20 protein-coding genes and 1 riboswitch are annotated in these 23,108 nt (G+C 71.0%); of the genes, 4 read left to right on the forward strand and 16 right to left on the reverse strand.

The window, feature by feature from the left end; genetic code table 11:
- Positions 1–38: 38 nt before the first annotated feature.
- From ACH4YP_RS02345 to ACH4YP_RS02370, 6 genes are all read right to left on the reverse strand, one after another.
- Positions 39–590: a GNAT family N-acetyltransferase gene (locus ACH4YP_RS02345; protein WP_361057251.1), complete on the reverse strand. Its 552-nt coding sequence runs from the start codon at positions 588–590 to the stop codon at positions 39–41.
- Positions 587–1,177 (reverse strand): helix-turn-helix domain-containing protein, encoded by a 591-nt coding sequence (locus ACH4YP_RS02350; protein ID WP_398488948.1) that lies wholly within the window; start codon positions 1,175–1,177, stop codon positions 587–589. The genes ACH4YP_RS02345 and ACH4YP_RS02350 overlap by 4 nt, the downstream gene beginning before the upstream one ends.
- A gap of 54 nt (positions 1,178–1,231) precedes the next feature.
- A complete protein-coding gene (locus ACH4YP_RS02355) occupies positions 1,232–2,137 on the reverse strand; it encodes a LysR family transcriptional regulator (RefSeq protein ID WP_398488949.1) in 906 nt (301 codons plus the stop codon).
- Between the two features lie 91 nt (positions 2,138–2,228).
- Positions 2,229–3,434 (reverse strand): glycine C-acetyltransferase, encoded by a 1,206-nt coding sequence (locus ACH4YP_RS02360; protein WP_398489455.1) that lies wholly within the window; start codon positions 3,432–3,434, stop codon positions 2,229–2,231.
- Positions 3,435–3,443: 9 nt separating this feature from the next.
- Positions 3,444–4,472 (reverse strand): L-threonine 3-dehydrogenase, encoded by a 1,029-nt coding sequence (gene tdh / locus ACH4YP_RS02365; protein WP_361057313.1) that lies wholly within the window; start codon positions 4,470–4,472, stop codon positions 3,444–3,446.
- Positions 4,473–4,743: 271 nt separating this feature from the next.
- Positions 4,744–5,928, reverse strand: a complete 1,185-nt coding sequence (locus ACH4YP_RS02370) for a Gfo/Idh/MocA family protein (protein WP_398488950.1) — start codon at positions 5,926–5,928, stop codon at positions 4,744–4,746.
- Positions 5,929–6,230: 302 nt separating this feature from the next.
- Between ACH4YP_RS02370 and ACH4YP_RS02375 the strand changes: the two genes are divergently transcribed.
- Positions 6,231–8,114 carry a DUF2264 domain-containing protein gene (locus ACH4YP_RS02375; protein ID WP_398488951.1) on the forward strand — a complete coding sequence of 628 codons (1,884 nt, stop codon included), beginning with the start codon at positions 6,231–6,233 and terminating at the stop codon, positions 8,112–8,114.
- 84 nt (positions 8,115–8,198) lie between these two features.
- Here ACH4YP_RS02375 and ACH4YP_RS02380 read toward each other — a convergent pair whose 3' ends face one another.
- From ACH4YP_RS02380 to ACH4YP_RS02405, 6 genes are all read right to left on the reverse strand, one after another.
- Positions 8,199–8,810, reverse strand: coding sequence for a GAF domain-containing protein (locus ACH4YP_RS02380; protein ID WP_398488953.1), 612 nt, complete (start codon positions 8,808–8,810; stop codon positions 8,199–8,201).
- Positions 8,807–9,406 (reverse strand): ATP/GTP-binding protein, encoded by a 600-nt coding sequence (locus tag ACH4YP_RS02385; RefSeq protein ID WP_361057233.1) that lies wholly within the window; start codon positions 9,404–9,406, stop codon positions 8,807–8,809. The genes ACH4YP_RS02380 and ACH4YP_RS02385 overlap by 4 nt, the downstream gene beginning before the upstream one ends.
- Positions 9,384–9,755 (reverse strand): DUF742 domain-containing protein, encoded by a 372-nt coding sequence (locus ACH4YP_RS02390; protein ID WP_143635063.1) that lies wholly within the window; start codon positions 9,753–9,755, stop codon positions 9,384–9,386. The genes ACH4YP_RS02385 and ACH4YP_RS02390 overlap by 23 nt, the downstream gene beginning before the upstream one ends.
- Positions 9,756–9,757: 2 nt before the next feature.
- Positions 9,758–10,192, reverse strand: a complete 435-nt coding sequence (locus tag ACH4YP_RS02395) for a roadblock/LC7 domain-containing protein (RefSeq protein WP_143634356.1) — start codon at positions 10,190–10,192, stop codon at positions 9,758–9,760.
- Positions 10,193–10,257: 65 nt separating this feature from the next.
- Entirely contained in the window at positions 10,258–12,762 is a 2,505-nt protein-coding gene (locus ACH4YP_RS02400) for an ATP-binding protein (protein ID WP_398488955.1), read from the reverse strand.
- Positions 12,763–13,144: 382 nt separating this feature from the next.
- Positions 13,145–14,347 carry an MBL fold metallo-hydrolase gene (locus tag ACH4YP_RS02405; RefSeq protein WP_361057225.1) on the reverse strand — a complete coding sequence of 401 codons (1,203 nt, stop codon included), beginning with the start codon at positions 14,345–14,347 and terminating at the stop codon, positions 13,145–13,147.
- Positions 14,348–14,681: 334 nt separating this feature from the next.
- Between ACH4YP_RS02405 and ACH4YP_RS02410 the strand changes: the two genes are divergently transcribed.
- Positions 14,682–15,872, forward strand: a complete 1,191-nt coding sequence (locus ACH4YP_RS02410; RefSeq protein WP_361057222.1) for a Glu/Leu/Phe/Val dehydrogenase dimerization domain-containing protein — start codon at positions 14,682–14,684, stop codon at positions 15,870–15,872.
- 93 nt (positions 15,873–15,965) lie between these two features.
- On the forward strand, positions 15,966–16,586 hold the full coding sequence (locus tag ACH4YP_RS02415; protein ID WP_398488956.1) for a TetR/AcrR family transcriptional regulator: 621 nt from the start codon (positions 15,966–15,968) through the stop codon (positions 16,584–16,586).
- Positions 16,587–16,785: 199 nt separating this feature from the next.
- Here ACH4YP_RS02415 and ACH4YP_RS02420 read toward each other — a convergent pair whose 3' ends face one another.
- From ACH4YP_RS02420 to ACH4YP_RS02435, 4 genes are all read right to left on the reverse strand, one after another.
- Entirely contained in the window at positions 16,786–17,571 is a 786-nt protein-coding gene (locus tag ACH4YP_RS02420) for an SGNH/GDSL hydrolase family protein (protein WP_361057310.1), read from the reverse strand.
- Between the two features lie 146 nt (positions 17,572–17,717).
- Positions 17,718–18,467, reverse strand: a complete 750-nt coding sequence (locus ACH4YP_RS02425) for a DUF6250 domain-containing protein (protein WP_398488957.1) — start codon at positions 18,465–18,467, stop codon at positions 17,718–17,720.
- A gap of 199 nt (positions 18,468–18,666) precedes the next feature.
- A complete protein-coding gene (locus ACH4YP_RS02430; protein ID WP_398488958.1) occupies positions 18,667–19,587 on the reverse strand; it encodes a peptidoglycan DD-metalloendopeptidase family protein in 921 nt (306 codons plus the stop codon).
- A 4-nt stretch (positions 19,588–19,591) separates the two neighbouring features.
- A riboswitch (cyclic di-AMP (ydaO/yuaA leader) is annotated at positions 19,592–19,756 on the reverse strand.
- Positions 19,757–20,051: 295 nt separating this feature from the next.
- Positions 20,052–22,133 carry an alpha-galactosidase gene (locus ACH4YP_RS02435; protein ID WP_398488959.1) on the reverse strand — a complete coding sequence of 694 codons (2,082 nt, stop codon included), beginning with the start codon at positions 22,131–22,133 and terminating at the stop codon, positions 20,052–20,054.
- A 170-nt stretch (positions 22,134–22,303) separates the two neighbouring features.
- On the opposite strand from ACH4YP_RS02435, the gene ACH4YP_RS02440 reads away from it, so the two are divergent.
- The gene (locus tag ACH4YP_RS02440; RefSeq protein WP_361057207.1) at positions 22,304–23,101 is read left to right on the forward strand and encodes a tyrosine-protein phosphatase; all 798 of its coding nucleotides are present in this window, start codon (positions 22,304–22,306) and stop codon (positions 23,099–23,101) included.
- Positions 23,102–23,108 lie beyond the last annotated feature (7 nt).

Here is a 23,108-nt window from a genome sequence, read left to right on the forward strand (position 1 = left end):
TGGGAGCCGGCTCGGCCATCAGCCGTGAGCGGGGTCGGTCAGCCGCTGAGCGCAGGCTCCGAACCCTCGGCCGCCACCACGTACTTGTAGAAGATCGTCGTCGGACGAAGCACCCCGGCGGGCGTCCGCGCGTAGTCGGGTATGACGCCCGCCCGGGTCCAGCCCGCGGACCGGTAGAGGGACTCGGCCGGGCTGTCCGTCTCGGTGTCGAGGTTGAGCAGGGTCACGCCCGCCTCGGCTGCGGCGCGTTCGGCCGCCGCGAGCAGCGAACGCCCGAGTCCCTTTCCCCGCCCCTCCCGGTGCACCATCAGTTTCACCACCTCGGCGCGGTGGCTGCTGTTGGGCTTGTCCGGGAAGGCCAGGCCGACGGTGCCGACGATCCGGCCTCGCGCGTACGCGGCCCACACGGCGAGACCGCCTCGCGCGAGCACGTCCGCCCGACCCCGCCACCAGTCCACGGCGGCCGGGCGGTCGAGCGGGGCGAGGAAGCCGACCGACGCTCCCCCGTTGACGGTGTCGGTCAGCAGGTCGGCCAACTCGTCGACGGATCGGAGGAGTTGGCCGGCCGTGAGGCGGACGACGGTGGTCATGGCAGCACCACCGCCAGCACATAGCGCGCGTCCTCGGGGCCGGTGCACCGGAAGCGCGTCGGCCCCCACACCCGCAACCGCAGACAGTCACCCGCGTCCAGCCGGTGCCCGGTCTCCTGGGCCGTGACCTCCAACCGCCCGTCGAGCACCCAGATGTGCTGTTCGAGGCCGGGCACGGGCGGCCGGTCGTACGCGATGTCCGCGCCCGCCGCGAGCCGCCCCTCGACGAGCTCGCCGCGCAGCCCGGCATGCGGCGGGGACACCGACCGGCGTACGAACCCGGACGCCCTGTCCTCCCATACGGCCTGGCCGGCGGCCCGCACCAGCAGGGCGGGCTCCGCCTCGACCTCGCTGAGCAGCTGCGACATGGTGCGGCCGTAGACCCCGCACAGTCGGTTCAGGAGCGAGGCCGTGGGGCTGATCTCCGCACGCTCGGCCCGGGACAGGGTCGACCGGCTCACCCCGCTGCGCTCCGCCAACTCGCCCAGGGACCAGCCTCGTTCGGCCCGCAGCTCGGCCAGTCGCACGCCGAGTCGGGAATCGACGGGGTCCGGTCCGCCGGCCTCCACGTCTCCATCGCGTCTCATATTCGGGATGCCATCCCGTATTCGAAACGGACATGAAGCAGGCCGTCCCGGCGGTCATCCCACCGGTGCGACCTCTCCCAGCGCCTCCAGTACCGGCCGGATCAGCGGATGCTCCTCGGCTCCCCGGCGCACGGCGGCGAAGACCCGGCGCGTGGGTGCGGCCCCGTCGACGGGGCGTACGACCACACCCGCGAGATCCATACCGCTCAGGGCCGAGCGCGGCACCAGAGCGACTCCCGCGTCCGCCGACGCGAGCGCGACGACCGCCCGGAAGTCGTCGGAAAGGTGCTCGAGGCGGGGCTGGAATCCCGCGTGCTCACAGGCCAGGACCACCACGTCGTGGCAGGGGTTTCCGGGGTAAGGGCCGATCCACGGGTCCTTGGCCAGCTCGCCGAGCGGCACCTCCGTACGGTCGGCGAGGCGGTGGGTCACGGGGACGACGGCGTCGAACGGCTCGGCGTACAGCGAGATATGGGCGAGGCGGGGGTCGTCGGCGTCCGGGGCGCCGCGGTACTCGACGGCCACCGCCACGTCGATCTGCCGGTCGAGCACCATCGGCAGGCTGGCGTCACCCTCGGCGTCCTGGACGCGGATGCGGATCCCGGGCGCGGTCCGTGCGAGCCGGGCCACGGCCGGCGCGACGACCAGGCCGATACCGGTCGCGAAGGAGGCGACGGTGACCGTGCCCGCCGAACCCGAGTCGTACGCGGCGAGCTCGGCCTCGGCCTTCTCCAGCTGGGCCAGGACGGCGTTGGTGTGGCTGAGCAGGATCTCGCCGGCCGGAGTCAGGCGTACGCCCCTGGCGTTGCGCTCCACCAGGCGGTGGCCCGTCTCCTGCTCAAGGGCCGTCAGCTGCTGCGAGACCGCGGAAGGCGTGAGGTAGAGCGCGGCGGCAGCGGCCGTCACCGTGCGATGGTCCGCCACCGCACGGAGGATGTGGAGCCGCCGCGCTTCGATCATGTGACCGATTCTCTCAGACGTTCGCGCTCACCCTGCTGCTCCGGTCCTCAGCCCATCCGCGGCGCCGGGCCTCCGCCCCCTTCCTCCCCGCTCAGGCCTCCGTCTCCGCCGCCAGCTCCGCCCGCGCCGCCACGAAGGCGTCCACGGCCCGGTTCACGTCCTCCGTCGAGTGCGCGGCGGACAGTTGTACGCGGATGCGGGCCCGGCCCTGCGGGACGACCGGGTAAGAGAAGCCGATCACGTACACCCCGCGGTCGAGGAGCAGCTCCGCCATGCGTCCGGCGACGGCCGCGTCGCCGATCATGACCGGGGCGATGGCGTGGTCGCCGGGGAGGATGTCGAAGCCCTCCTCGGTCATCCGGGAGCGGAACAGGGCGGTGTTCGCGGCGAGGTGCTCGCGCAGGTCGCCCGCTGACTCCAGCAGGTCGAGGACCTTGAGCGAGGCGGCGGCGATCACCGGAGCCAGGGTGTTCGAGAAGAGGTACGGGCGCGAGCGCTGGCGCAGCAGGGCGACGATCTCGGCGCGGGCGGCGACGTAACCGCCGGACGCGCCGCCGAGTGCCTTGCCGAGGGTGCCGGTGATGATGTCGACGCGGTCCATGACGCCGTGCAGCTCGGGGGTGCCGCGGCCGCCGGGGCCGACGAAGCCGACGGCGTGCGAGTCGTCGACCATGACCATGGCGTCGTAACGGTCGGCGAGGTCGCAGATCTCGCGCAGCGGGGCCACGTACCCGTCCATGGAGAAGACGCCGTCGGTGACGATCAGTCGGCGGCGGGCGCCCGCGGCTTCCTTCAACTGCTGTTCCAGATCGGCGAGATCACGGTTCGCGTAACGGAACCGGCGGGCCTTCGACAGCCGGATGCCGTCGATGATCGACGCGTGGTTGAGGGCGTCGGAGATCACCGCGTCCTCCTCGCCGAGGAGGGTCTCGAACACTCCTCCGTTGGCGTCGAAGCAGGAGGAGTAGAGGATCGTGTCCTCCTGGCCGAGGAAGGCGGAGAGGCACTGTTCGAGCTCCTTGTGCACCTCCTGCGTACCGCAGATGAAACGCACGGAGGCCATGCCGTAGCCCCAGCGGTCGAGGGCCTCGTGGGCGGCGGCGACGACCTCGGGGTGGTCGGCGAGGCCGAGGTAGTTGTTCGCGCAGAAGTTGAGGACCTCGCCGGGGCGGCCGCCCGCGGTGACGTTCACGGTCGCGGACTGCGGGCTGCCGATGACGCGCTCGGGCTTGTGCAGTCCGGCGGCGCGGATCTCGTCGAGGGTGGTGCGGATCTCGTCGCGTACGGAGTCGAACATCATCAGTCCTTAGTGGGTCCAGTCGAGGATGACCTTGCCGCCGCGGCCGCTCGCCGCGTCGGCGAACGCCGCCTCGTGGTCGCGGTAGCCGTAGCGGCCGGTGATCACGGGGGCGAGGTCGAGGCCGCCTTCGAGGAGGACCGACATCGCGTACCAGGTCTCGAACATCTCGCGGCCGTAGATGCCCTTGATCGTGATCATGGAGGTGACGATGCGGGACCAGTCGACGGCGAACTCCTCGGACGGCAGTCCGAGCATGGCGATCTTTCCGCCGTGCGTCATGTTGGCGAGCATGTCGCGCATCGCGACGGGGTTGCCGGACATCTCCATGCCGACGTCGAAGCCCTCGCGCAGACCGAGCGTGCGCTGTCCCTCCGCGATGGTCGACTCGGCGACGTTCAGCGCGAGACTGACGCCGATCTTGCGGGCCAGCTCCAGGCGCTCCTCGCTGACGTCGGTGACGACGACGTGCCGGGCGCCGGCGTGCTTGGCGACGGCGGCGGCCATCAGGCCGATGGGTCCCGCGCCGGTGATCAGTACGTCCTCTCCGACCAGCGGGAACGACAGCGCGGTGTGCACGGCGTTGCCGAACGGGTCGAAGATCGCGGCGACGTCGAGGTCGACGGGGACGCGGTGCACCCACACGTTGGACGCGGGCAGCGCGACGTACTCGGCGAACGCGCCGTCGCGGCCGACGCCGAGCCCCACCGTGGCGCGGCACAGATGGCGCCGCCCGGCCTGGCAGTTGCGGCACTTGCCGCACACGAGGTGGCCCTCGCCGCTGACGCGGTCGCCCACAGCGATGTCGGCCACGCCGCCGCCCGTCTCCACGACCTCGCCCACGAACTCATGGCCGATCACGAGCGGGGTCCTGATCGACTGCTGTGCCCAGCCGTCCCAGCTGCGGATGTGCAGGTCGGTGCCGCAGATCCCGGTCCTGAGGACCTTGATCAGCACGTCTCCGGGTCCGACGACCGGCTCCGGTACGTCCATGAGCCGGAGTCCCGGCTCAGCCTTCTCCTTGACCAGCGCCTTCAACACGGCTCCCGTGTACGAGGGTTCCGGGCCGGGGCATGCCGAGGCGGGCCCCGGCCCGGAGTGAGGGGTGGCGTCACGGCAGGGGGCATGGCGGGTGGGCCATGCGGGAGCGCCTCTCAGCGGCTGCGGCGCTCCACTGCCGACGCGGAGAAATCTGCCGTACGCGGGCGCTGCGGTCCATCGAGGTTTTCTTAAGCTCCGCCGCAGCTTTCCTTCACGCCTCGCTCCCCTCCCACGAATCCGCTCCCCTCTCACACGTCCTCCACCGCCGTCAGCGTGTCTGCCCCCTCTCGAAGTACGCGGCCAGTTCCGCGTCCAGCGGCGGCACCTCGTACGGAACGCCGCCCCCGCGCAGCGACTCGGTGGCCCGGAATCCCGCCGCCACCGCCATCCGTGCCGCCACCGGAGACGTGTCGGTGCGACCTCCCTCGCGTGCGAACCGCAGGAACTCGTCGATCAGCAGCGGGTCCGCGCCCCCGTGCTCGGCGTCCTGCTCCACGTCCGGCACCGCGTACTCGGCGTCCGCCTCGGCCCGGTATCCGGAGCGGCGGGAGTTCCACACCTTCACCGCTCCCCCGGGCCCGTCCCCGAAGTTCTCCAGGCGGCCCGCGTCGCCGATGACCGTGTAGTTACGCCAGTAGTCGGGGGTGAAGTGGCACTGCTGGTAGGTGGCCAACACCCCGTTGTCCAGGCGCATGTTGACGATCGACACGTCCTCGACGTCGATGACGGGGTTGAGCGCCCGCTGGGTGTGCGGCGGCCAGTGGCCGTCCTCGGTGTACCAGTCGTCGGACTTGGGCTCGCCGGGCGAACGGCGGTGCGGATTGCCGCCGTACACCATCAGGTCGCCGAACGCCTGCACCTGCCGGGTGTATCCGCCCGCGAGCCAGTGCAGCACGTCGAGGTCGTGGGCGCCCTTCTGCAGCAACAGGCCGGTGGTGCAACGGCGTTCGGCGTGCCAGTCCTTGAAGTACCAGTCGCCTCCATAGCCGACGAAGTGGCGTACCCACACCGTTTTGACCGTGCCGATGTCGCCACGGAGGACGAGGTCGCGCATCAGCCGGATCACCGGCATGTGGCGCATGTTGTGGCCCACGTACAGCCGGGTGCCGGTCTCGAAGGCCGTGCGCAGGATGAGGTCGCAGCGCTCGATGGTGATGTCCAGGGGCTTCTCGACGAAGACGGGCTTGCCCGCGCGCAGGGCCTCGCAGGCGATGTCGGCGTGGGTGTGGTCCGGGGTGAGGACGAGCACGGCGTCGACGTCCGGGTCGTCGATGACCTTGCGGTGGTCCTCGACGGTCCGGACGCCGGGGATACGGTCGGCGGCGCGGTCCCGCAGTGCCGGGTCGTGTTCGGCGACGACGGTCACACGCGAGCCCCGGCCGGGCCGGTGGGCGACGCACGCGAGCGAACCACGCAGGCCGAAGCCGAGGGCGCCGAGACGCAGGTCGGTCATGAGATGCCTTCCCGTTCGGTGACGAGGAGTCGGGTCCGGCGGCAGGGGGTCCGGCCGTGGTCCTCCGGGGAAGCCGTGCCCACCTGAGCCGGAGTCAACTTCCCATCGGGCGACGCGTTCCGGGAGAGCGCACGGGGGCCGCACATGCGGACGGGGCCGACCACATACGAACAGATCTCACGGTGTGCGCACAGGACACCTGGCATACGCACACAGCACAATTGATCTGTCGGCCCCCACCAGCCGTATCCCTCTTCGGAACCTGGAATCCCACCCGGGAACAGAGGAGTCGGAACCCTGCCATGCCCGCACCGCATGTGTCCCTGCCGCCCATCGACCACGTCCTGTCGCCGCGCACCGGCTGGACGCGGGCGCATTGGGAGGCGCTCGCCGACCGGCAGCTCGAAGCCCTGGTCCCGTACGCGACGCCGGGCTTCGCGCAGTACCGGCTGCCCGGGCGGACCTCGTGGTCGGGTGTGGTGTCGGACGGCCTCGAAGGGTTCGCGCGGTCATTCCTGCTGGCCTCCTTCCGGATCGCCGGGGCGCGGGGCGACGTGGATCCCCGTCTCATAGAACGCTACGCGCGGGGTCTGACAACGGGCACCGACCGCGACAGCGGCGAGGCCTGGCCCGAACTCACCGACTGCTCCCAGCAGATGGCGGAGGCCGCCTCGGTCGCCGTGGCGCTGCACGAGAGCCGGCCCTGGATCTGGGACCGGCTGCACAGCGAGGCGCAGGAGCGGGTCGTGGACTGGCTGTGGGGTTTCGTGGGCCGCCGCACCTGGGACAACCACTGGCGGCTCTACCAGGTGGTGGCCGAGCAGTTCCTGGCCTCGGTCGGCGCGCCCCACCGCCAGGACGACATCGACGCCGGGCTCGACCGCCTCGACGACTGGTACGTCGGCGACGGCTGGTACAGCGACGGCGACGGCGGGACCTTCGACTACCACAACGGCTGGCTCATGCACCTGTACCCGCTGCTGTGGTGCCGGATGACCGGCGGGGACGGCGGTGGCCGCGGTCACCTCTACCGCGAGCGGCTCGCCCGGTTCCTCGCCGACTACCCGCGGTTCTTCGGCGCGGACGGTGCCCCCGTGCACCACGGCCGCTCCCTGACGTACCGTTTCGCCACCGCCGCCCCGGTGTGGATGGGCGCCCTCGCCGGCTGTACGCCGCTGGCGCCGGGCCTCACCCGACGGCTGGCGTCGGGCACGGTCCGGCATTTCGTGGAACGGGGGGTGCCCAACGAGCGCGGGTTGCTGCCGCTCGGCTGGTACGAAACGTTCCTGCCGATGACCCAGCCGTACTCGGGGCCCGCGTCCCCGTACTGGGCGAGCATGGGTTTCCTCGGGCTGCTGCTGCCTCCGGAGCACCCTGTGTGGACGGCACGCGAACTGCCGCTGCCCGTCGAGGAGTCGGACCAGTACACCGCGCTCCCGGCCCCCGGCTGGCTGTTGCACGGCACGAAACACGACGGCATCGTCCGTCTGGTCAACCACGGCAGCGACCACAACTCCCCGCCGGGGTCCGCCGAGGACGATCCGCACTACGCGAAGTTCGGCTACTCGACGGCGACCGCTCCCGAGGCGGCCGCCCACGCCTGGGAGCGGACCGTGGACGGGCATATCGCGCTGGTCACCCCGGACGGCACCGCGTCCCGTCGGCGCACCATCGTTCCGCTGCACTGCGCCGGGCGGACGGCCGCCTCTTGCTACAGCGCCCGACTGCCCGGCAGCGAGGAGGAGTTCCCGATCGAGACGACGAGCGTTCTGCGCGGTCCCTGGGAGATACGCGTGCACCGGGTGCTCGCGCCGAGCGGCCTGACCGTCCGGGAGGGCGGCTACGCGGTCGCCGCCGAGAACCGGCCCACCGCCGAGCGGGGCCACGGCTGGGCACTGGCCCGCACGGACAACGGGCTGACCAGTGTGGTCGTCGCGCTGCACGGCTGGGACGAGGACACGGGCATCGCGCGCGAGGCCGAGGCCAACGCCTTCGGCCCGCACTCGGCGACGCCGTACCTCCGGTGCGCGGCGGGCGGTCCGGGCGGCTCCGGCGTGTACGTGACACTGCTCGCGCTGACGCGGGACTCCGTGCACCCCCAGGCGTTGCGGGAGTCGGTGTCCTGCGAGGTCGAGGGGCACGAGGTCCGGATCACGTTCCCCGAAGGGGACACCGTCTCGGTGTGAGAGGGAGGCCGTCCCGGTGTGAGGAGGACATGGTTCCCGTGTGAGGGGGAGGTCGTCTCCATGGGGAGGCGAAGGGCGCGCGGGTCAGAACCCGCCCTCCCGCAGCTCGATCCGCTCGACCAGCTCCGCCGCCATCGACTTGATGGTGTCGAGCCCCGCCCGCCCCCACGGCCGGGGCTCGACGTCGGTGACACACACCGTGCCGAGGGCGATGCCGGTGCGGTCGATGAGCGGGGCGCCGAGATAGGAGTGGATGCCGAACTCGTCGACGACCGGGTTGCCCGCGAAGCGGGGATAGTCACGGACGTCCTCCAGGACCAACGCCTTGTGGCGGACGACCACATGTGGGCAGAACCCATGGTCCCGGGCCATATAACGGCCGATCCTCGGTTTCGCGGGGCCCGCGTGATCCGTGCGGGCCTCGGCCGGCTGTTCGGCCGGGCCGGTGCCGTCGGGAGGGACGGTGCCGTCGGGGGTGTGCAGGCCGGCGAAGAACTGCCGCTCCTCGTCGATGAAGTTGACCATCGCGTAGGGCGCCCCGGCGAGCTCGGCGAGCCGGTCCGCGAACGCGTCGAGGGCCGGCTCCGTGTGCTGCCCCAGACCGAGCACCCGCAGCCGCCGTGTTCTGGCGGGGGCCTCCTTGTCCTCGGGGGTGAGCAGCAGCCGACCGGCCGGACGCGGCGGGTCGTACGTCATGTGTGGGCTCCGTGGCTGGGGGCGTGCGAGGGGGCATGGGCGAGAAGGTGGCGGACGAGGGTGAGCAGGGTCTGCACACCCGAGCTGGAGATCCGGGCGTCGCAGCGCACGACCGGCACCTCCGGGTCGAGGTCGATGGCCGCCCGCACCTCCTCCGGGTCGTAGCGGAAGCCTCCGTCGAACTCGTTGACGGCCACGATGAATCCCAGGCCGCGCTGTTCGAAGAAGTCGACGGCGGCGAAGCAGTCCTCCAGGCGGCGCGTGTCGGCGAGGATGACCGCGCCGAGCGCGCCTTCGGAGAGCTCGTCCCACATGAACCAGAACCGCTCCTGTCCGGGCGTGCCGAACAGGTACAGCACGTGTTCCGGATCGAGGGTGATGCGGCCGAAGTCCATCGCGACGGTCGTCTCGACCTTGTTCTCGACGCCGTAGAGATCGTCGGTCGCGGCGCTGACCGTGGTCAGCAGTTCCTCCGTACTCAGCGGCGCGATCTCGCTCACCGCGCCGACGAAGGTGGTCTTTCCCGCTCCGAACCCTCCCGCCACCAGGATCTTCAAGGCGGTGGGAAAGGGGTCAGAGCTGTCGTCGTAGTCCATCGAGCACTGCCTCCAGAAGAGACCGGTCAGTGGGGTTGTGGTGGAACGTCGGGGGCTTCATGGACAGCGCCCCGCAGTCGACGAGATCGGACAGCAGCACCTTGGTCACCGCGGCGGGCAGTCTCAGATGCGCGGCGACCTCGGCGACCGACACGGGGTCCCGGCACAGTTCGAGTGCCTGGGCGTGCTCGGGGCCGAGATAGCCGAGAGGGGTGACGCCGGTGGCCATCACCTGCGACAGGAGGTCGAGCGCGGTGCTCGGCCGGGTCCGGCCGTTGCTGACCTGGTAGGGGCGTACAAGGCGTCCGGCCGCGTCATCCAGCCAGGGCCCGTCGCCGGCCGAGGTCACGCTCAAGGCCTCATCGCCGACGGTTCGACGGTGTGCTGCCTCGGCGCGGTCATCAGGTACGGGCGGACGCTCTTGACCAGCATCGCCATCTCATAGCCGAGCACGGCCGCGTCGGCGTCGCGTCCGGCGAGCACGGCGAGACAGGTACCGGAGCCCGCGGTGGACACGAACAGCAGGGTGGAGTCCAGCTCGACGACGACCTGGCGTACGTCACCGCCGTCGCCGAAGCGGACGCCCGCGCTGCGGCCCAGCGAGTAGAGCCCGGAGGCCAGGGCCGCCATGTGGTCGGCGCTGTCGGGGTCGAGCCCGTGCACCGACTTCACGAGGCCGTCGCAGGAGAGCAGCACGGCGCTCCTGGTGTGCGGTACGCGCTGCACGAGGCCGCTCATCAGCCAGTCGAGGTCGGATGCGTGCCCGGTCGGCACATCACTCGCCATGGGGGATCGACTCCTTGAAGTACGAAGGTGTGCGGGAGCGGAAGCGTGGGTGGGGGTGGCGTGGTTCATCCGGCTGGTGTGCTCCCGTCGTGCCGGGCGGTGACGTCATGACCTGGCGCCGGCGTCGTCTCGTGCGCTGGGTGCGCCGTGTGCGCCGCGTGTGCCTCGGGTGGTTCGTGCGCTGGGTGCGCTTCCCCTATGGACGTTTCATCCATGTGGGCCGAGTCCCGGAACTGGGCCTCGGCGAGCCCGATGCCGCGCTGGAACGCCGCCATCAGACCGGGGTCGTGACCGACGACGAACTCGGGGTCCGGCCGGGGCGCGGGTCCGTCGCGCAGTTCGGGCACGAGGTGCTCCTGGGCCCGCCGTCTGGGCAGTTGCGGCCTGCTCATGGTGCCGCGCACCACGCCGCCGCGCGGGGTCGGAGGCGTGACCGTGTTCTCGGCGACGAACCGCCGGTCATCGGGACGGATACCGGGCACGGCCTCCGCCGGGTTGGGCCGCGTCTCGCCACCGCGCACCGGGAGCGGGGCCGGAGCACCACCGTTCACGACCGACAGCCCGCCCGGCGCGCTGTCCCGCCGCGGCTGCGTCGGCACGGCGGTCCTCACGCCATGGGCGTCGTGGGACGGATACGACGCGGATTCGTGAAACTGCGCCCGCGGTACGTCGACGGAGGCGCCCTGAACCGCTCCCGGTACGGGCATCGACGTCCCGTGCGCGGGGGTCCCATGAGCCGGGCTGCCGTGGGCCGGAGTCTCATAAGCCGGGCTCGCGTGGGCGGGAGTCCCATGGGCCGGAGTCCCATGGGCCGGTGCCGCATAGGCAGGCGTCCCGTGAGCCGGAGTCCCATGAAGCGGGCTCCCATGTGCAGGCGTGCCATGGGGCGGCGTGTCCTGCCCTGGACTGCCATGGCGAGGCGTGCTCCTCAGCGGCGGCTCCTGTGCCGACAGGCCATGCGAAACCGCGGCCCCATGTGTTGAAGAGCTGTGTGCCGAAGAGCTGCGTGCCGCAGTCCCATGCACCGGAGCAGCGTGTGCCGGACTGGCATGTGCTGGAACCCCGGGCACCGAAGCACCATGCACCGCAGTCCCCTGTGCCGAAGCACCATGCGTCGAGGCCCCTTGCGCCGAAGCGGTATGTGCCTGAGCACCATGTGCGGGACTCCCATGTGCGGGATCACCACGCCCGGCCGCCCCCTCACGCCCGGAAGCACCCTGCCCCAGAACCCGGGCCCCGGCGACAGCACCTCCTGCCGTGACCTCCCGAGGAGACACACCCCCGGTGCCGGCCACAGCACCAGCCCCGGCCTCAGCCCCGGAACGGGTCCCCGCGTCGGCCCCGCCCCCCGTCGGCTGCCCCTCCTCGGCCCCCAGCAACGCCTGCGGCACAACCAGCACGGCCTGCACACCACCGTAGATATTGGTCTGCAGCCGCACCACGATCCCGTGCCGACGTGCGAGCTGCGAGACCACGAACAGCCCGATGCGGCCGTCCTGCAGCAGACTCGCGACGTTCACCTGATCGGGGTCGGCGAGCAACGCGTTCATCTTGTGCTGCTCGGCCAGCGGCATCCCGAGCCCGCGGTCCTCGACCTCGACGGCGAGCCCGGACGTGACGACGTTGGCCCGCAGCAGCACTTGGGTGTGCGGCGCCGAGAACACCGTGGCGTTCTCGACGAGTTCCGCCAGCAGATGGATCACGTCGGCGACGGCGTGACCGCGCACGGTGCCGTCGATCGGCGGGACGAGCTTGACCCGCGAGTACTGCTCGACCTCGGCGATCGCGGAACGCAGCACCTCGGTCATGGAGACCGGGTTGCTCCACTGCCGGCGCGACACGGCCCCGCCGAGCACGGCGAGGTTCTCGGCGTGCCGCCGGATACGGGTGGCGAGGTGGTCGACGTGGAACAGACCCTTGAGCAGGTCCGGGTCCTCGATCTCGTTCTCCAGCTCGTCGAGGATCGAGATCTCGCGGTGCACCAGGGACTGCAGGCGCCGTGCGAGATTGACGAAGACCTCGACCTTCTGCTCGCTGCCCGCCTGGCTGGAGAGCTGGGCTGCCTGGACGACGGCGGTCACGGCGCCGTCGTGGGCGCGCGCCAGATCGTCCTCGAGCAGGTCGAACTCGTCGGCGTCCGAGGCGGGCCGACCTACGGGGCGGCGCTCGGGCGGGCCCTCGCCCCGGCGCAGCGTCTCGACGAGGGCACGCAGATCGGCCTGGCCCCGCGCGCTGGTGCGCCGCAGGGTACTGACGCGCTCGTGTACGGACCTGGCGACGCGGTCGGCGGCCACGGTGGCGATCACGATGCCCGCGACGGCGACCCCGACGGCTCCGCCGAGCACGATCCACAGGGTGGGGCCGGGCCGTGCGGCGGTCGTGCGGACGATGAAGAGCACGGCGGCGCTGGCGCTGAGGGCCACCGCGATGGGCGGCAGGACCGCGAGGCGCAGGAGCTGGGGCCGTATCTGGGTCTCGGGCAGCGTGGGGGCGGTGCGGGCGACCGGTCGCCCGTGCCGCCCGCCCTCGCGGCGGTCTGCGCGTGCGGCCGGTGCGCGAAGGTGAGACATCGACGTCCTCGTACTGGTGTGTCGGGGCCGTGGGGGCTCCCGCGGGTTCTGCGATCGAGGCATGCGCCGACTGGGACACGCACCATCGCTGCGCCGGTCGAGAGAATCGAGGAATTCGGCCCTGTGTCGCTCAGCGGCCACTCACAGTAGTCGCCACCGCATCATGTGCGGTGGGCAGTTGACAAAGTCCGGCGGCCTGCGTCCCGCTCTGGTATGAGCGTTCGTACGACAGGCCGATAAACCCGTCGCACACCCGTTCTCGTGCGCCAGCCAACCGATCAGACCTGGTCAGAAGCGGTCAGCAAAAATCGGCGAGGGCCGAGGAGCTGGATTCTCCTCGGCCCTCGCCGAATGTCTTCGAATGCCTCCGCGCGCTTCTACGTCACCCCGCGGGGACGGTTTCCGGGTCTCCGGTGTCCTCCTTGGTGTCACGCGGTGTGTCACGCACCGTCTCCTCGGCGGAGGGCCAGCCGCCGTCCGGGACAACCGCCACACCGCGCCACCAGGGCTCGGAGGGGACGGTCTCCGCGGTCGGCTCGAAGGGCTCACCGGGCCGGGGCAGCGCGATCCGGGCGCCGACCGCGCGGGCGGCGGTGACGGTGCCCTCGCCCGGCTCGGCCCAAGGGTGCGCCGCGAGGTTGAACGTCGCCCAGTGGATCGGCATCATCACGCCGCTGGGCCGGCCGCCCTGGAGGTCCAGGTGGGCCCGCATGCCCTCCTCGGGCGTCATGTGGATGTCGGGCCAGAACTCGCTGTACGCGCCGATCTGGATCATCGTGGCGTCGAAGGGGCCGTGCTCGGCGCCGATGTCCGCGAAACCGGCGAAGTATCCCGTGTCCCCGCTGTGGTAGATCCGGTGCTCGTCCCCGGCCACGGCCCAGGAGGCCCAGAGGGTGTGCTGCGTGTTGCGCAGACCGCGCCCGCAGAAGTGGCGGGCGGGCGTTGCGGTCAGGGAGATGCCGCCGACCTTCGTGGTCTCGTGCCAGTCGAGCTCGCGCAGCCTGTCCGCGGAGACGCCCCAGTGCTCCAGGTGGGCGCCGACGCCGAGGGGCACCGCGAACACCGTGTCCGTACCGGCCAGGGCCTTGATCGTGGGCAGGTCCAGGTGGTCGTAGTGGTCGTGCGAGATGACGACCACGTCCACCGGGCCGAGCGCCTCCAGCGGGAGGGGGACGGGGTGCAGCCGCTTGGGACCGGCGAAGGCGAACGGGGAGCAGCGCTCGCCCCAGACGGGGTCGAAGAGCACCCGGTGCCCGTCGATCTCGGCGAGGACGCTGGAGTGCCCCATCCACGTCAGCCGCAGTCCGTCGGCCGGCGGCCGGGCCAGGTCGGCCAGGGTCGTGGCATGCACCGGCACCGTGCCCGCCGGGGCGCGGCGCACGCGCTCCTCCTTGCGGAAGAACGACCGCGCGAACTCGATCATGGCGCCGTCGGGCCGGGGTGCGCCCTCGGGATTCCGGAAGACGCCGTCCGCGTAGTTCGGCGATCTGCGGATGCGCTCCATGCGCTCACCGCTCGGATCCGCGCCGAACGCGGCGGGCCGCAGCGCACGGAGCCCGGAGCTCAGGGAACGGGAACCGGTCACGGCACCTCCAGGTGGAGTCGGTCTGACTGTCTATTATCGTCGCCGCCTCTGACAGCGCCGGGTCGGACGCACGGCAGGGCGGTTTCCGCGCGGGCCATGGCGGGATCCATCGAATACGACATCACGTTCTACTGAAGACCCATTCAGCAAGTTGACAGATACATGCAGCGCTTTCGATACTGACCGACCGTTCAGTAAAAGCATCCGGTACGGCACCGGGCACGGTCCGCACCCGGCCTCACGCCGGTCAAACGCTCCGAACCTGTCACCTTGTTCCCCTCGCCGCCCTTTTCCCAGGTCCCCGTTTCCCAGATCCCCGTTCCCGAGGAGCCCCATGACCGCCCAGGACAGCAGCCCGTTGATGACGCTCACCTGGACCGACCACGTCACGGGCCGCCAGGGGCACCTGGTCGTCGACCGGCTGGTACGCGGTGTCTCCAGCGGTGGGCTGCGCATGCGGGCGGGCTGCACGCTGGACGAGGTCGCCGGGCTCGCCCGCGGCATGACCATGAAGGAGGCCCTGCACTACAACCCGGAGGGCCGTTATGTCCCGCTGGGCGGCGCCAAGGGCGGCATCGACTGCGATCCGCGGGCCCCGGAGGCGTACGGCCTGCTCGTGCGCTATCTGCGTGCCATGCGCCCGTACATCGAGAGCCTCTGGACCACCGGGGAGGATCTCGGTCTCACCCAGGATCTCGTCGACCGGGCCGCGACGGAGGCGGGGCTCGTGTCGTCCATCCAGGCCGTGTATCCGCTGCTCGACGACGAGGCAGCGGCCCGGCGGCGGCTGGCGGACGCGTTCGCGGTCGAGGTGGACGGCATCGGGCTCGACGAGCTGGTCGGCGGCTGCGGGGTGGCCGAGTCGGTCCTCGCGGCCCTGGACCGGGCGGGGGTCGCGTACGAGGGGACCCGCGTCGCCGTGCAGGGGCTGGGCACGATGGGCGGGGCCACGGCCCGCTTCCTCACGCGCGCGGGGCTGAGAATCGTGGCCGTCGCCGATGTGAAGGGCACGATCGCCAACCCCGAGGGGCTGGACGTCGACGCGCTGCTCGCCGCCCGGGACACGTACGGAACGATCGACCGCGCGGCCCTGCGTCCGGGCGACCGCGAACTGCCCGGCGACGCCTGGCTGTCCGCCGATGCCGACGTACTGGTGCCGGCGGCGGTCTCGTACACGATCGACACCACCAACCAGGGGCGGATCACGGCCCGTTGGATCGTCGAGGCCGCCAACATGCCCGTCCTGCCGGGCGCGGAGCAGCTGCTCGCCGGCCGCGGTGTCACCGTCCTGCCGGACGTCGTGGTCAACTCCGGGACCAACGCCTGGTGGTGGTGGACGCTGTTCGGCGACATCGGGGCCGACGCGGACGAGGCCTTCGCGTACACGCGGCGCTCGATGCGTGCCCTGATCGACCAGACGCTCGCGCGCGCGGAGGCCGACGGAACGACGCCCCGGGCGGCGGCGCACGCGATCGTCGCCGACCGGCTGCCGGTGATCGCGGAACGGTTCGGCTGGTACCGCTGACGCCGCGGCCCGGTGGGATCGGTGACGGCCCGGCCGCGGCCGGTAACCGACCCTCCACCGGCATGTCCCGGGGCGACGCAATAGGGTTGCCCGGTGGCAAGAGTGCGGTTGAGCGTGGCGGAGCGGCGTGAGGAACTGCTGCGGGCCGCCATCCAGCAGATCGAGGGGCGGGGCGTGTCCGCGGTGCGGATCGCCGATGTGGCGACCTCGCTCGGGGTGAGCAACGCGCTGGTGCTCTATCACTTCTCGACGAAGGAGAAACTGGTCGCCGCCGCGTTCACGTACGCGGCCGAGGACGACCTCGCCCATCTCCGCAAGCTGCTCGGCCGCCGGACGACCGCGCTGCGGCGGCTGCGCGCGGCGATCCGCTGGTACGCGCCGACCGGGCAGGCCAAGGGCTGGCGCCTGTGGATCGAGGGCTGGGCGGTGGCGCTGCGCGAGCCCGCTCTGCGGGACGTCACGCGTGACCTGGACCGTCAGTGGAAGGCCGCGATCACCGCGGTCATCGCGGAGGGCGTGGCCGCGGGCGAGTTCCACTGCCCGGACCCCCCGAGTGCGGCCCTGCGCCTGACCGCCCTGCTGGACGGGCTCGCCGTCCAGATGACGGCGTACCCCGGCGCGGTGTCACGCGCCCGCACCCAGGAGTGGGTGGACGAGGCACTGGCCCGTGAGCTGGGCCTGAACCGCGAGGCACTGACGGCCCCGGGCGCCTGAGACGGCGTACCGCCGTACCCGCCGATTCGCGAGCGCGGGACGGCGAGGCGAGAGCAAGTGGGGTCTGAGTCCCAGCGACACGCCGTACACGCGGCGTGTCGCTGGGACTGAGCAGACACTTACCGCCTCGCAGCGAATTCGCCGACAGGGGCGAGAGGTGTCGGGGCCCGCCCCCGAAGGGCCTCAGGGCCCCGGGCCCTCAAGCGACCGGCTCGATCCGCGTCTTGATGTCGTCGGGCGACAGGCTTCCCTTCGCCACCACGCGGTCCCCGGAGGACTCCCCGCGCAGTCGCCGCCCGATCCACGGCACCAGGTACTCGCGCGCCCAGTGGATGTTGTCGCGCCGCATTTCGAGCGTGCCGCGCGGGGGCAGCGGCGGCCACGGCTGGTCGGGGTCCGCGGGCACTTCCAGGCCGAGGACCTGGCCGGCGCGCAGGGCGACCCGCGTGTGCCCCTCGGGCGACAGATGGAGCCGGTCGCCGTCCCAGGCCCGCCGGTCCTGGATGGTCTTGAGGGACCACAGGTCGAGCACGGGACAGCCGTACCGGTCGGCGATGGACCGGATGTGGAGGTTGTACGTGGCGATCTTGCCGCGCATGTGCTTGAGCACGGGTACGCCACGGGTGTCGAAGCCGGTGGTCACGAGGACCGTGCCGACGGCCGACGTGAGGTCCGCGACGGCGCGCTCGAAGCGCTCCGCGACCTCGTCGGGGTCGGTGCCCGGCCGGATGATGTCGTTGCCGCCCGCGCAGAAGGAGACCAGGTCGGGCGCGATCTCCTTCGCGCGCGTCAACTGGTGCTCGACGATCTGGTCGAGGAGTTTCCCGCGGACGGCGAGGTTGGTGTAGTCGAAGTCGCCCTCGGGCCGGCGGTCCGCGAGAAGCACCGCGAACCGGTCCGCCCAGCCGACGAACGCCCCGTCCGGGCCAAGGTCGCCGACGCCCTCGGTGAAGCTGTCCCCCACCGCCACGTACGACCCGATCACTGATCTGTTGTCATTCTTCGAATCGTCTGCCACATCGGGCCATGATTCACCTTCGGGTGTGAGCTACGCGACCGTAGGAAGGGGTTGACGCGCGGTGAGATAAGCCACTCGTCAAGTGTTGGTCAATCCCGGAATAAGGGGCTCGATCAAGGACGTTGTCGCAGCTCCCGCACCCTGAGGTCCGTGATCCTGAAGTGACTCCACACGGTCCGGAACGCGAAGTGCCCGCTCGTGTAGGGCTCTTGGTCCACGAAGTCGAGGACGAGTCGCCCCTTGTTCCACCACTGGACCGTCGAGCCGTTCGAGACGATCCGGACCCGGTTGGGTTCGTTCGCCGTGAGCAGAGGCTCGGTGTAGTCGAGGACGAGCGGCCGCACACCCGCCTGACCGACGTAACGGCGCAGCCTGGTCGTGGTGTTGGTGTTGGCGCCGTATCCGGCGTAGTACGTCGTGAGGTGGTCGTACTCGTCGAGCGCGCCGCCCCGGTGCGTGGCGAAGAGGTCCTCCGGGGAGCGGACGTCCGTGGCGTTCCAGAAGTTGTTGAGGTCCGAGACCCGGTCGTTGGCGCCGCCCTCGGAGACCGGCGTGGCCGTGTACTCCAGGACGTACGGCCCCTTGAGTTCTCGCCTGAACCAGACCGTCGCGCCGCTCGGCACGTCTATCTCCAGGACACCCCGGGACGCGGTGACGCTGCCGCCGTCCTGCAGCTCCGTCGCCCACTGACCTAGACCGTGCCGGAAGTCGTCGCGGGCGATGAGCCTCCCCGGACGGTTCTCCGCCGGACGGTGCCGCCCCGGCCGGTGCCGGGCCGCCGCGCCCGCCGTCCGCGCGGGAACGAGCGCCGCGAGTGCGGCACCGGCAGCCAGGGCTCCGAACGCTCTGCGTGTGGTCGTCATGAAGACCTCCATGGCATCGAAGGCGCGCAGAAAGCGCTTGCCGAGATCACTGTGTCCCGGCTTCCGCACCCCTGTCGACACATCGCCCGGCCATGCCACAGAACCACAACACCGAAGACCGGACCCCGGGGATCACAGGGTCCGGCCTTCGGAGACTAGCTCGGAGCGGTACGCCGCGCGGGGCGTGCCTGGCGTGGGGTCAGACGGAGACGCCCTTGCCACGCAGGTACGCCAGCGGGTCCACGTCCGAGCCGTAGTCCGGGGTGGTGCGGATCTCGAAGTGCAGGTGCGGGCCGGTGACGTTGCCCGTCGCGCCGGAGAGGCCGACCTGCTGGCCCTCGGTCACGGCCTGCCCGGCCGAGACGGAGAGGGAGGACAGGTGGGCGTACTGGGCGTAGTGGCCGTCGGCGAGCTGGATGACGACCTGGTTGCCGTACGCGCCGCCCCAGCCGGCCGAGACGACCGTGCCCGCGCCGACGGACTTGAGGGACGTGCCGGTCGGGACCACGAAGTCGACACCGGTGTGGTACCCGCTGGACCACATGCTGCCCGACATCTTGTACGGGGTGCCGACGCCCGCGCCCGCGACCGGCAGCGTGAAGCCGGCGGCACTGGCCTCGGCGGCAGCCTTGGGAGCGGCGGCGGCCTTCGGGGCCGCGGCCTTCTTCGCGGAGGACTGGGTGGCCTTGGAGGCGCCGGAGTCGGAGCTCGAAGTGGCGGCGGCCTTGCCGATCGCCAGCTTCAGGCCCGGGTGGATGAGCGCCGGGTCGCCGCCGATCACCTTGCGGTTGTCCTCGTACAGCTTCTTCCAGCCACCGCTGACGTCCTGCGTGTCGGCGATCTTCGACAGGGAGTCGCCCGCACGCACGGAATAGGTCTTGGCCGCGGCCTTCTTCGCCTCGGCCTTCTTGTCGGCGGCGGCAGGCGCCGATTCGGCTGCCTGGTTCGCGACATTGGAGGCGCTCGCCACGGAATCCGCGGCGGACTGCGGAGTCGCGGCATACGCTCCGGTCGCACCGAGCAGCGGAAGGGCGAGCGCCGCGCCGCCGGTTCCTGCGACGGCTATGGAGCGGGTGAAACGCTGGGACTTGGGACGGCGGTGCTTACCCTTCGCGGGCATGGCGAATTCCTCTCCGGCGCCTGCGAGGTGAGCTGTCGGGTGCGAGCTGGAGATGCCCGGCCGTGTTTGCGCACGACTTAACCCCTAGCCGTTCCGGAGACCGGAACAGGCGTTCTACCTGTGGGTCCCCCGCTCCTGCCGTGTACGGGTGGGTGAGCGGATTCCGGGCGGCGGCAGGATTGGGCGTCCGTCCGGATTGGTGGCGAACGTAAGCGACATGAAGACGCAGGAACAACCTCTGGGGTTTCCTGTGTGCCCCGTTCTCTTGATCCCTGACCGAAATGACGGTCACCCTGCGTAAATCAGGGATCCTCCCCGTTTGTTAAATCCCTGAAAACGCAGCTGAATTACGTGAACATGGCGACAGCGGACCGTCACGAATATGACGCTGCTCACTGGACACCGCCCCAGCAGCCTTTATCCCAGAGCGAGTTGGAACTTAGGCTCCATTACGGACACAACAGTCAGATGCGACGCAGCCGGAGAACTGCCGCATCAAGGTCACCGTGCAGCCCCGTCCGCAACCCGTGATGCAACAGCACCGCACCTCGGTGGACTTCGCCCGTTTCGAGGCATTCGTACGCCGCCGCCGGGTCTAGTCCGCTCAGCCGCACCGGAGCGACCGGCTCGCCGTAGTGCTGGGCCTGCAGCCAGGCGAGGACGACGACGTCACCGTCGCGCGAGTACTGGACTGCGCTCAGGCCACCCTCCGGCGCCCGCAGCCGGTGAAGGTCCCCGCCCTGCACGACGGGCCGGATCTCCTTGTAGAGCTCCACCCACGTCCGCGCCTCGGCCAGCTCCTCGTCGCTCCACCGGGTCAGGTCGCCGCCGACGCCGAGCACTCCGGCCATCGCGCTCACGAAGCGGAAGCGCAACGAGCTGACGCGGCCGTTGAGCTGGACGTTCGGACTGTCGGTGACCCAGGCGGCCATGGCCCGCGCGGGATGCACCTGGCTGAAGCCGTGCTGGATGGCGAGCCGGTCGAGCGGGTCGGTGTTGTCCGAGGTCCACACCTGGTCCGTACGCGCCATGATCCCGAGGTCGATACGGCCGCCGCCGCCCGAGCAGGACTCGAAGGCGACACCCGGGTGAGCCGCCCGCAGCCGGTCCAGGAGGCGGTACAGGGCGTGCACATGGTCCACCCAGAGCCGCTGCGGGTAGGCCTCGCCGGGCCACCCCGCGTCGGTGAAGCAGCGGTTGAAGTCCCACTTCACATAGTCGATCGGCGCACTGGAGAGCAGCGTGTCGAGCTTCTCCCAGAGGTACTCCTGGACGTCCTCACGGGCGAGGTTCAGAACGAGCTGACTGCGCAGCTCCGTCCTCTTTCGTCCCGGTTGGAACTGCACCCAGTCGGGGTGCGCGCGGTACAGCTCGCTGTCCGCGTTGACCATCTCGGGCTCGACCCAGATCCCGAACTGCATCCCCAGCGCGTGCACCTCGTCGGCGAGGGGCTTGAGGCCGGCCGGGAAGCGGTCGGGGTTGGGCGTCCAGTCGCCGAGCCCGGCCCGGTCGCTGGTGCGCGCCCCGAACCAGCCGTCGTCGACCACGAACAGCTCGACCCCCATCGCGGCGGCCCGCCGCGCCAGCGCCCCCTGCTGCTCCTCGGAGATGTCGAACTCCGTGGCCTCCCAGGAGTTGTAGAGCACCGGCCGGTGCTCGTCCGCGTCCGGGATCACGTACGCGCGCTGGTAGGCGTGCCAGGCACGGCTCGCGCCGCCGAATCCGCCGTCGCTCCACAGCCCCGCGAAGACGGGTGTGACGAAGCTCTCCCCCGGCTCCAGCCGCAGCAGCCCCGAGTCGTCGTACCCGACGCCGCCGGTGATCTGCACGCGCGTGTCCGGGAGCTGGGCCACGGCGATCCGCCACGTGCCCGACCAGGCCAGGGCGCATCCGTAGACCTCGCCCCGCTCCTCGGTGGCCGCTCCGTCGGCGTCCAGCGCGACCCAGGGCAGGTGCTGGTGCGAGGTGTGCCCGCGGCGGCTGCCGATGACCTTCTCACCGTAGGTGAGTTCGGAGCGTACGAGCCGGGACTCGGCCGCCCACCGCCCGTGCAGCTGGGACAGCCGCCAGGTGTCGCGGTGCGGCAGCGTCCAGGCCGCGGAGTCGGCGCGCAGCACCTCCAGGGCGGGCCCCTCGTTGGCGAGGGACACCCATCGCTCGACGACGTCGGTCCCGGCCCGCATCCGGTAGTGCAGCGTGATCCCGAGCCCGGAGTCGGAGAACCGCAGCCGCAGCTCGTCACCGTCGGCCTCGTACGTCTCGAAGCGCCATTCGGTGCCGCGCCGCTCGTCCGTACGCACGGACAGGGCGGGCCGTACGAACCGGGGGCCGCCCTCCACCGGGTACTCCTCGTGTCCGTCGAGGGTGGCCTCGAAGGCCCAGTACTCCGGTCCCGGGCCTGCGGCGAGTGCCTCGGCGTCGGCGAGCGCGATACGCGGGCCCCAGTGCAGATGCAGCAGCGCGTCGTCCTCGCCGAGCCGCAGGGCATAGCTGCTCGCAGGGCCCGAAAGAAGCCACGTACGACCGTCTTCGCCGATCTCCAACATCAAACCCTCACAGATCCGAACAGGCACGCTCAATCATCAACATCATTATGGGCCGTGCGCCTCTCCGGCAACGCCTGTGGACAACTCATTGGCCTACGAATCGATGTCGTATCGTCGAGAAACGCACTTCGCCGACGAGCCGCGTCGGCAGCCGAATGGGAGGAGCCCCCGTGACGCAGCAGGTCCCGTCGACCGAGCCCGAGCTGGCTGGAGTGCGCAACTTCCGTGATGTGGGCGGCCTGCCGACGGTGGACGGCCGGCGGGTGGCGTACGGACGCCTGTTCCGCAGCGGCCATCTCGCGCACGCGACGGAGTCGGACGCCGCGTTCCTCACGTCCCTGGGCCTGCACACGATCTTCGACTTCCGCAACGCCGCCGACCAGAAGCTCGAAGGGCCCGACGTCGAGCTGCCGGGTGTGCGGAACGTGAATCTTCCGCTGACCGATCCGGCGCACGGCGCCGAGTTCTGGACGATGGTCCGCGACGGCGACATCGACCAGTTGCGCTCGATCCTCGGGGACGACAAGGCGGCGGACCGGATGATCGGTTCCTACCGCACGATAATCACGGAGCGCACGGCCGAGCACCGCCAGGTGCTGCACTCGATGGCCGAGGACAGCGTCCCCGCCCTGATGCACTGTGCGGCGGGCAAGGACCGCGCCGGCATCTCCATCGCCGTGACCCTGCTCGCCCTCGGCGTCGAGCGCGAGGCCATCGTCGCGGACTACCTGGAGTCGAACGCGACGCACCGCCGCTACAAGGTGCAACGCAGCAAGTCCTCCGCCTCGACGCACTCCCCCGAGGTGATGGAGCTGCTCAGCCCCCTCTTCGACGCGCGCGCCGAGTATCTGCAGGCGGCGTTCGACACGATCGAGGAGAAGTGGGGCGGGGTGGACGCGTATCTGGAGCAGGGCCTGGGCGTGACGCCCGAGGTCCGTGAGCGACTCCGCGAGAGGTTCCTCGACTGACCGGCCC

This window comes from Streptomyces sp. NPDC020747 (genome assembly GCF_044334695.1).
Lineage (GTDB): Bacteria > Actinomycetota > Actinomycetes > Streptomycetales > Streptomycetaceae > Streptomyces.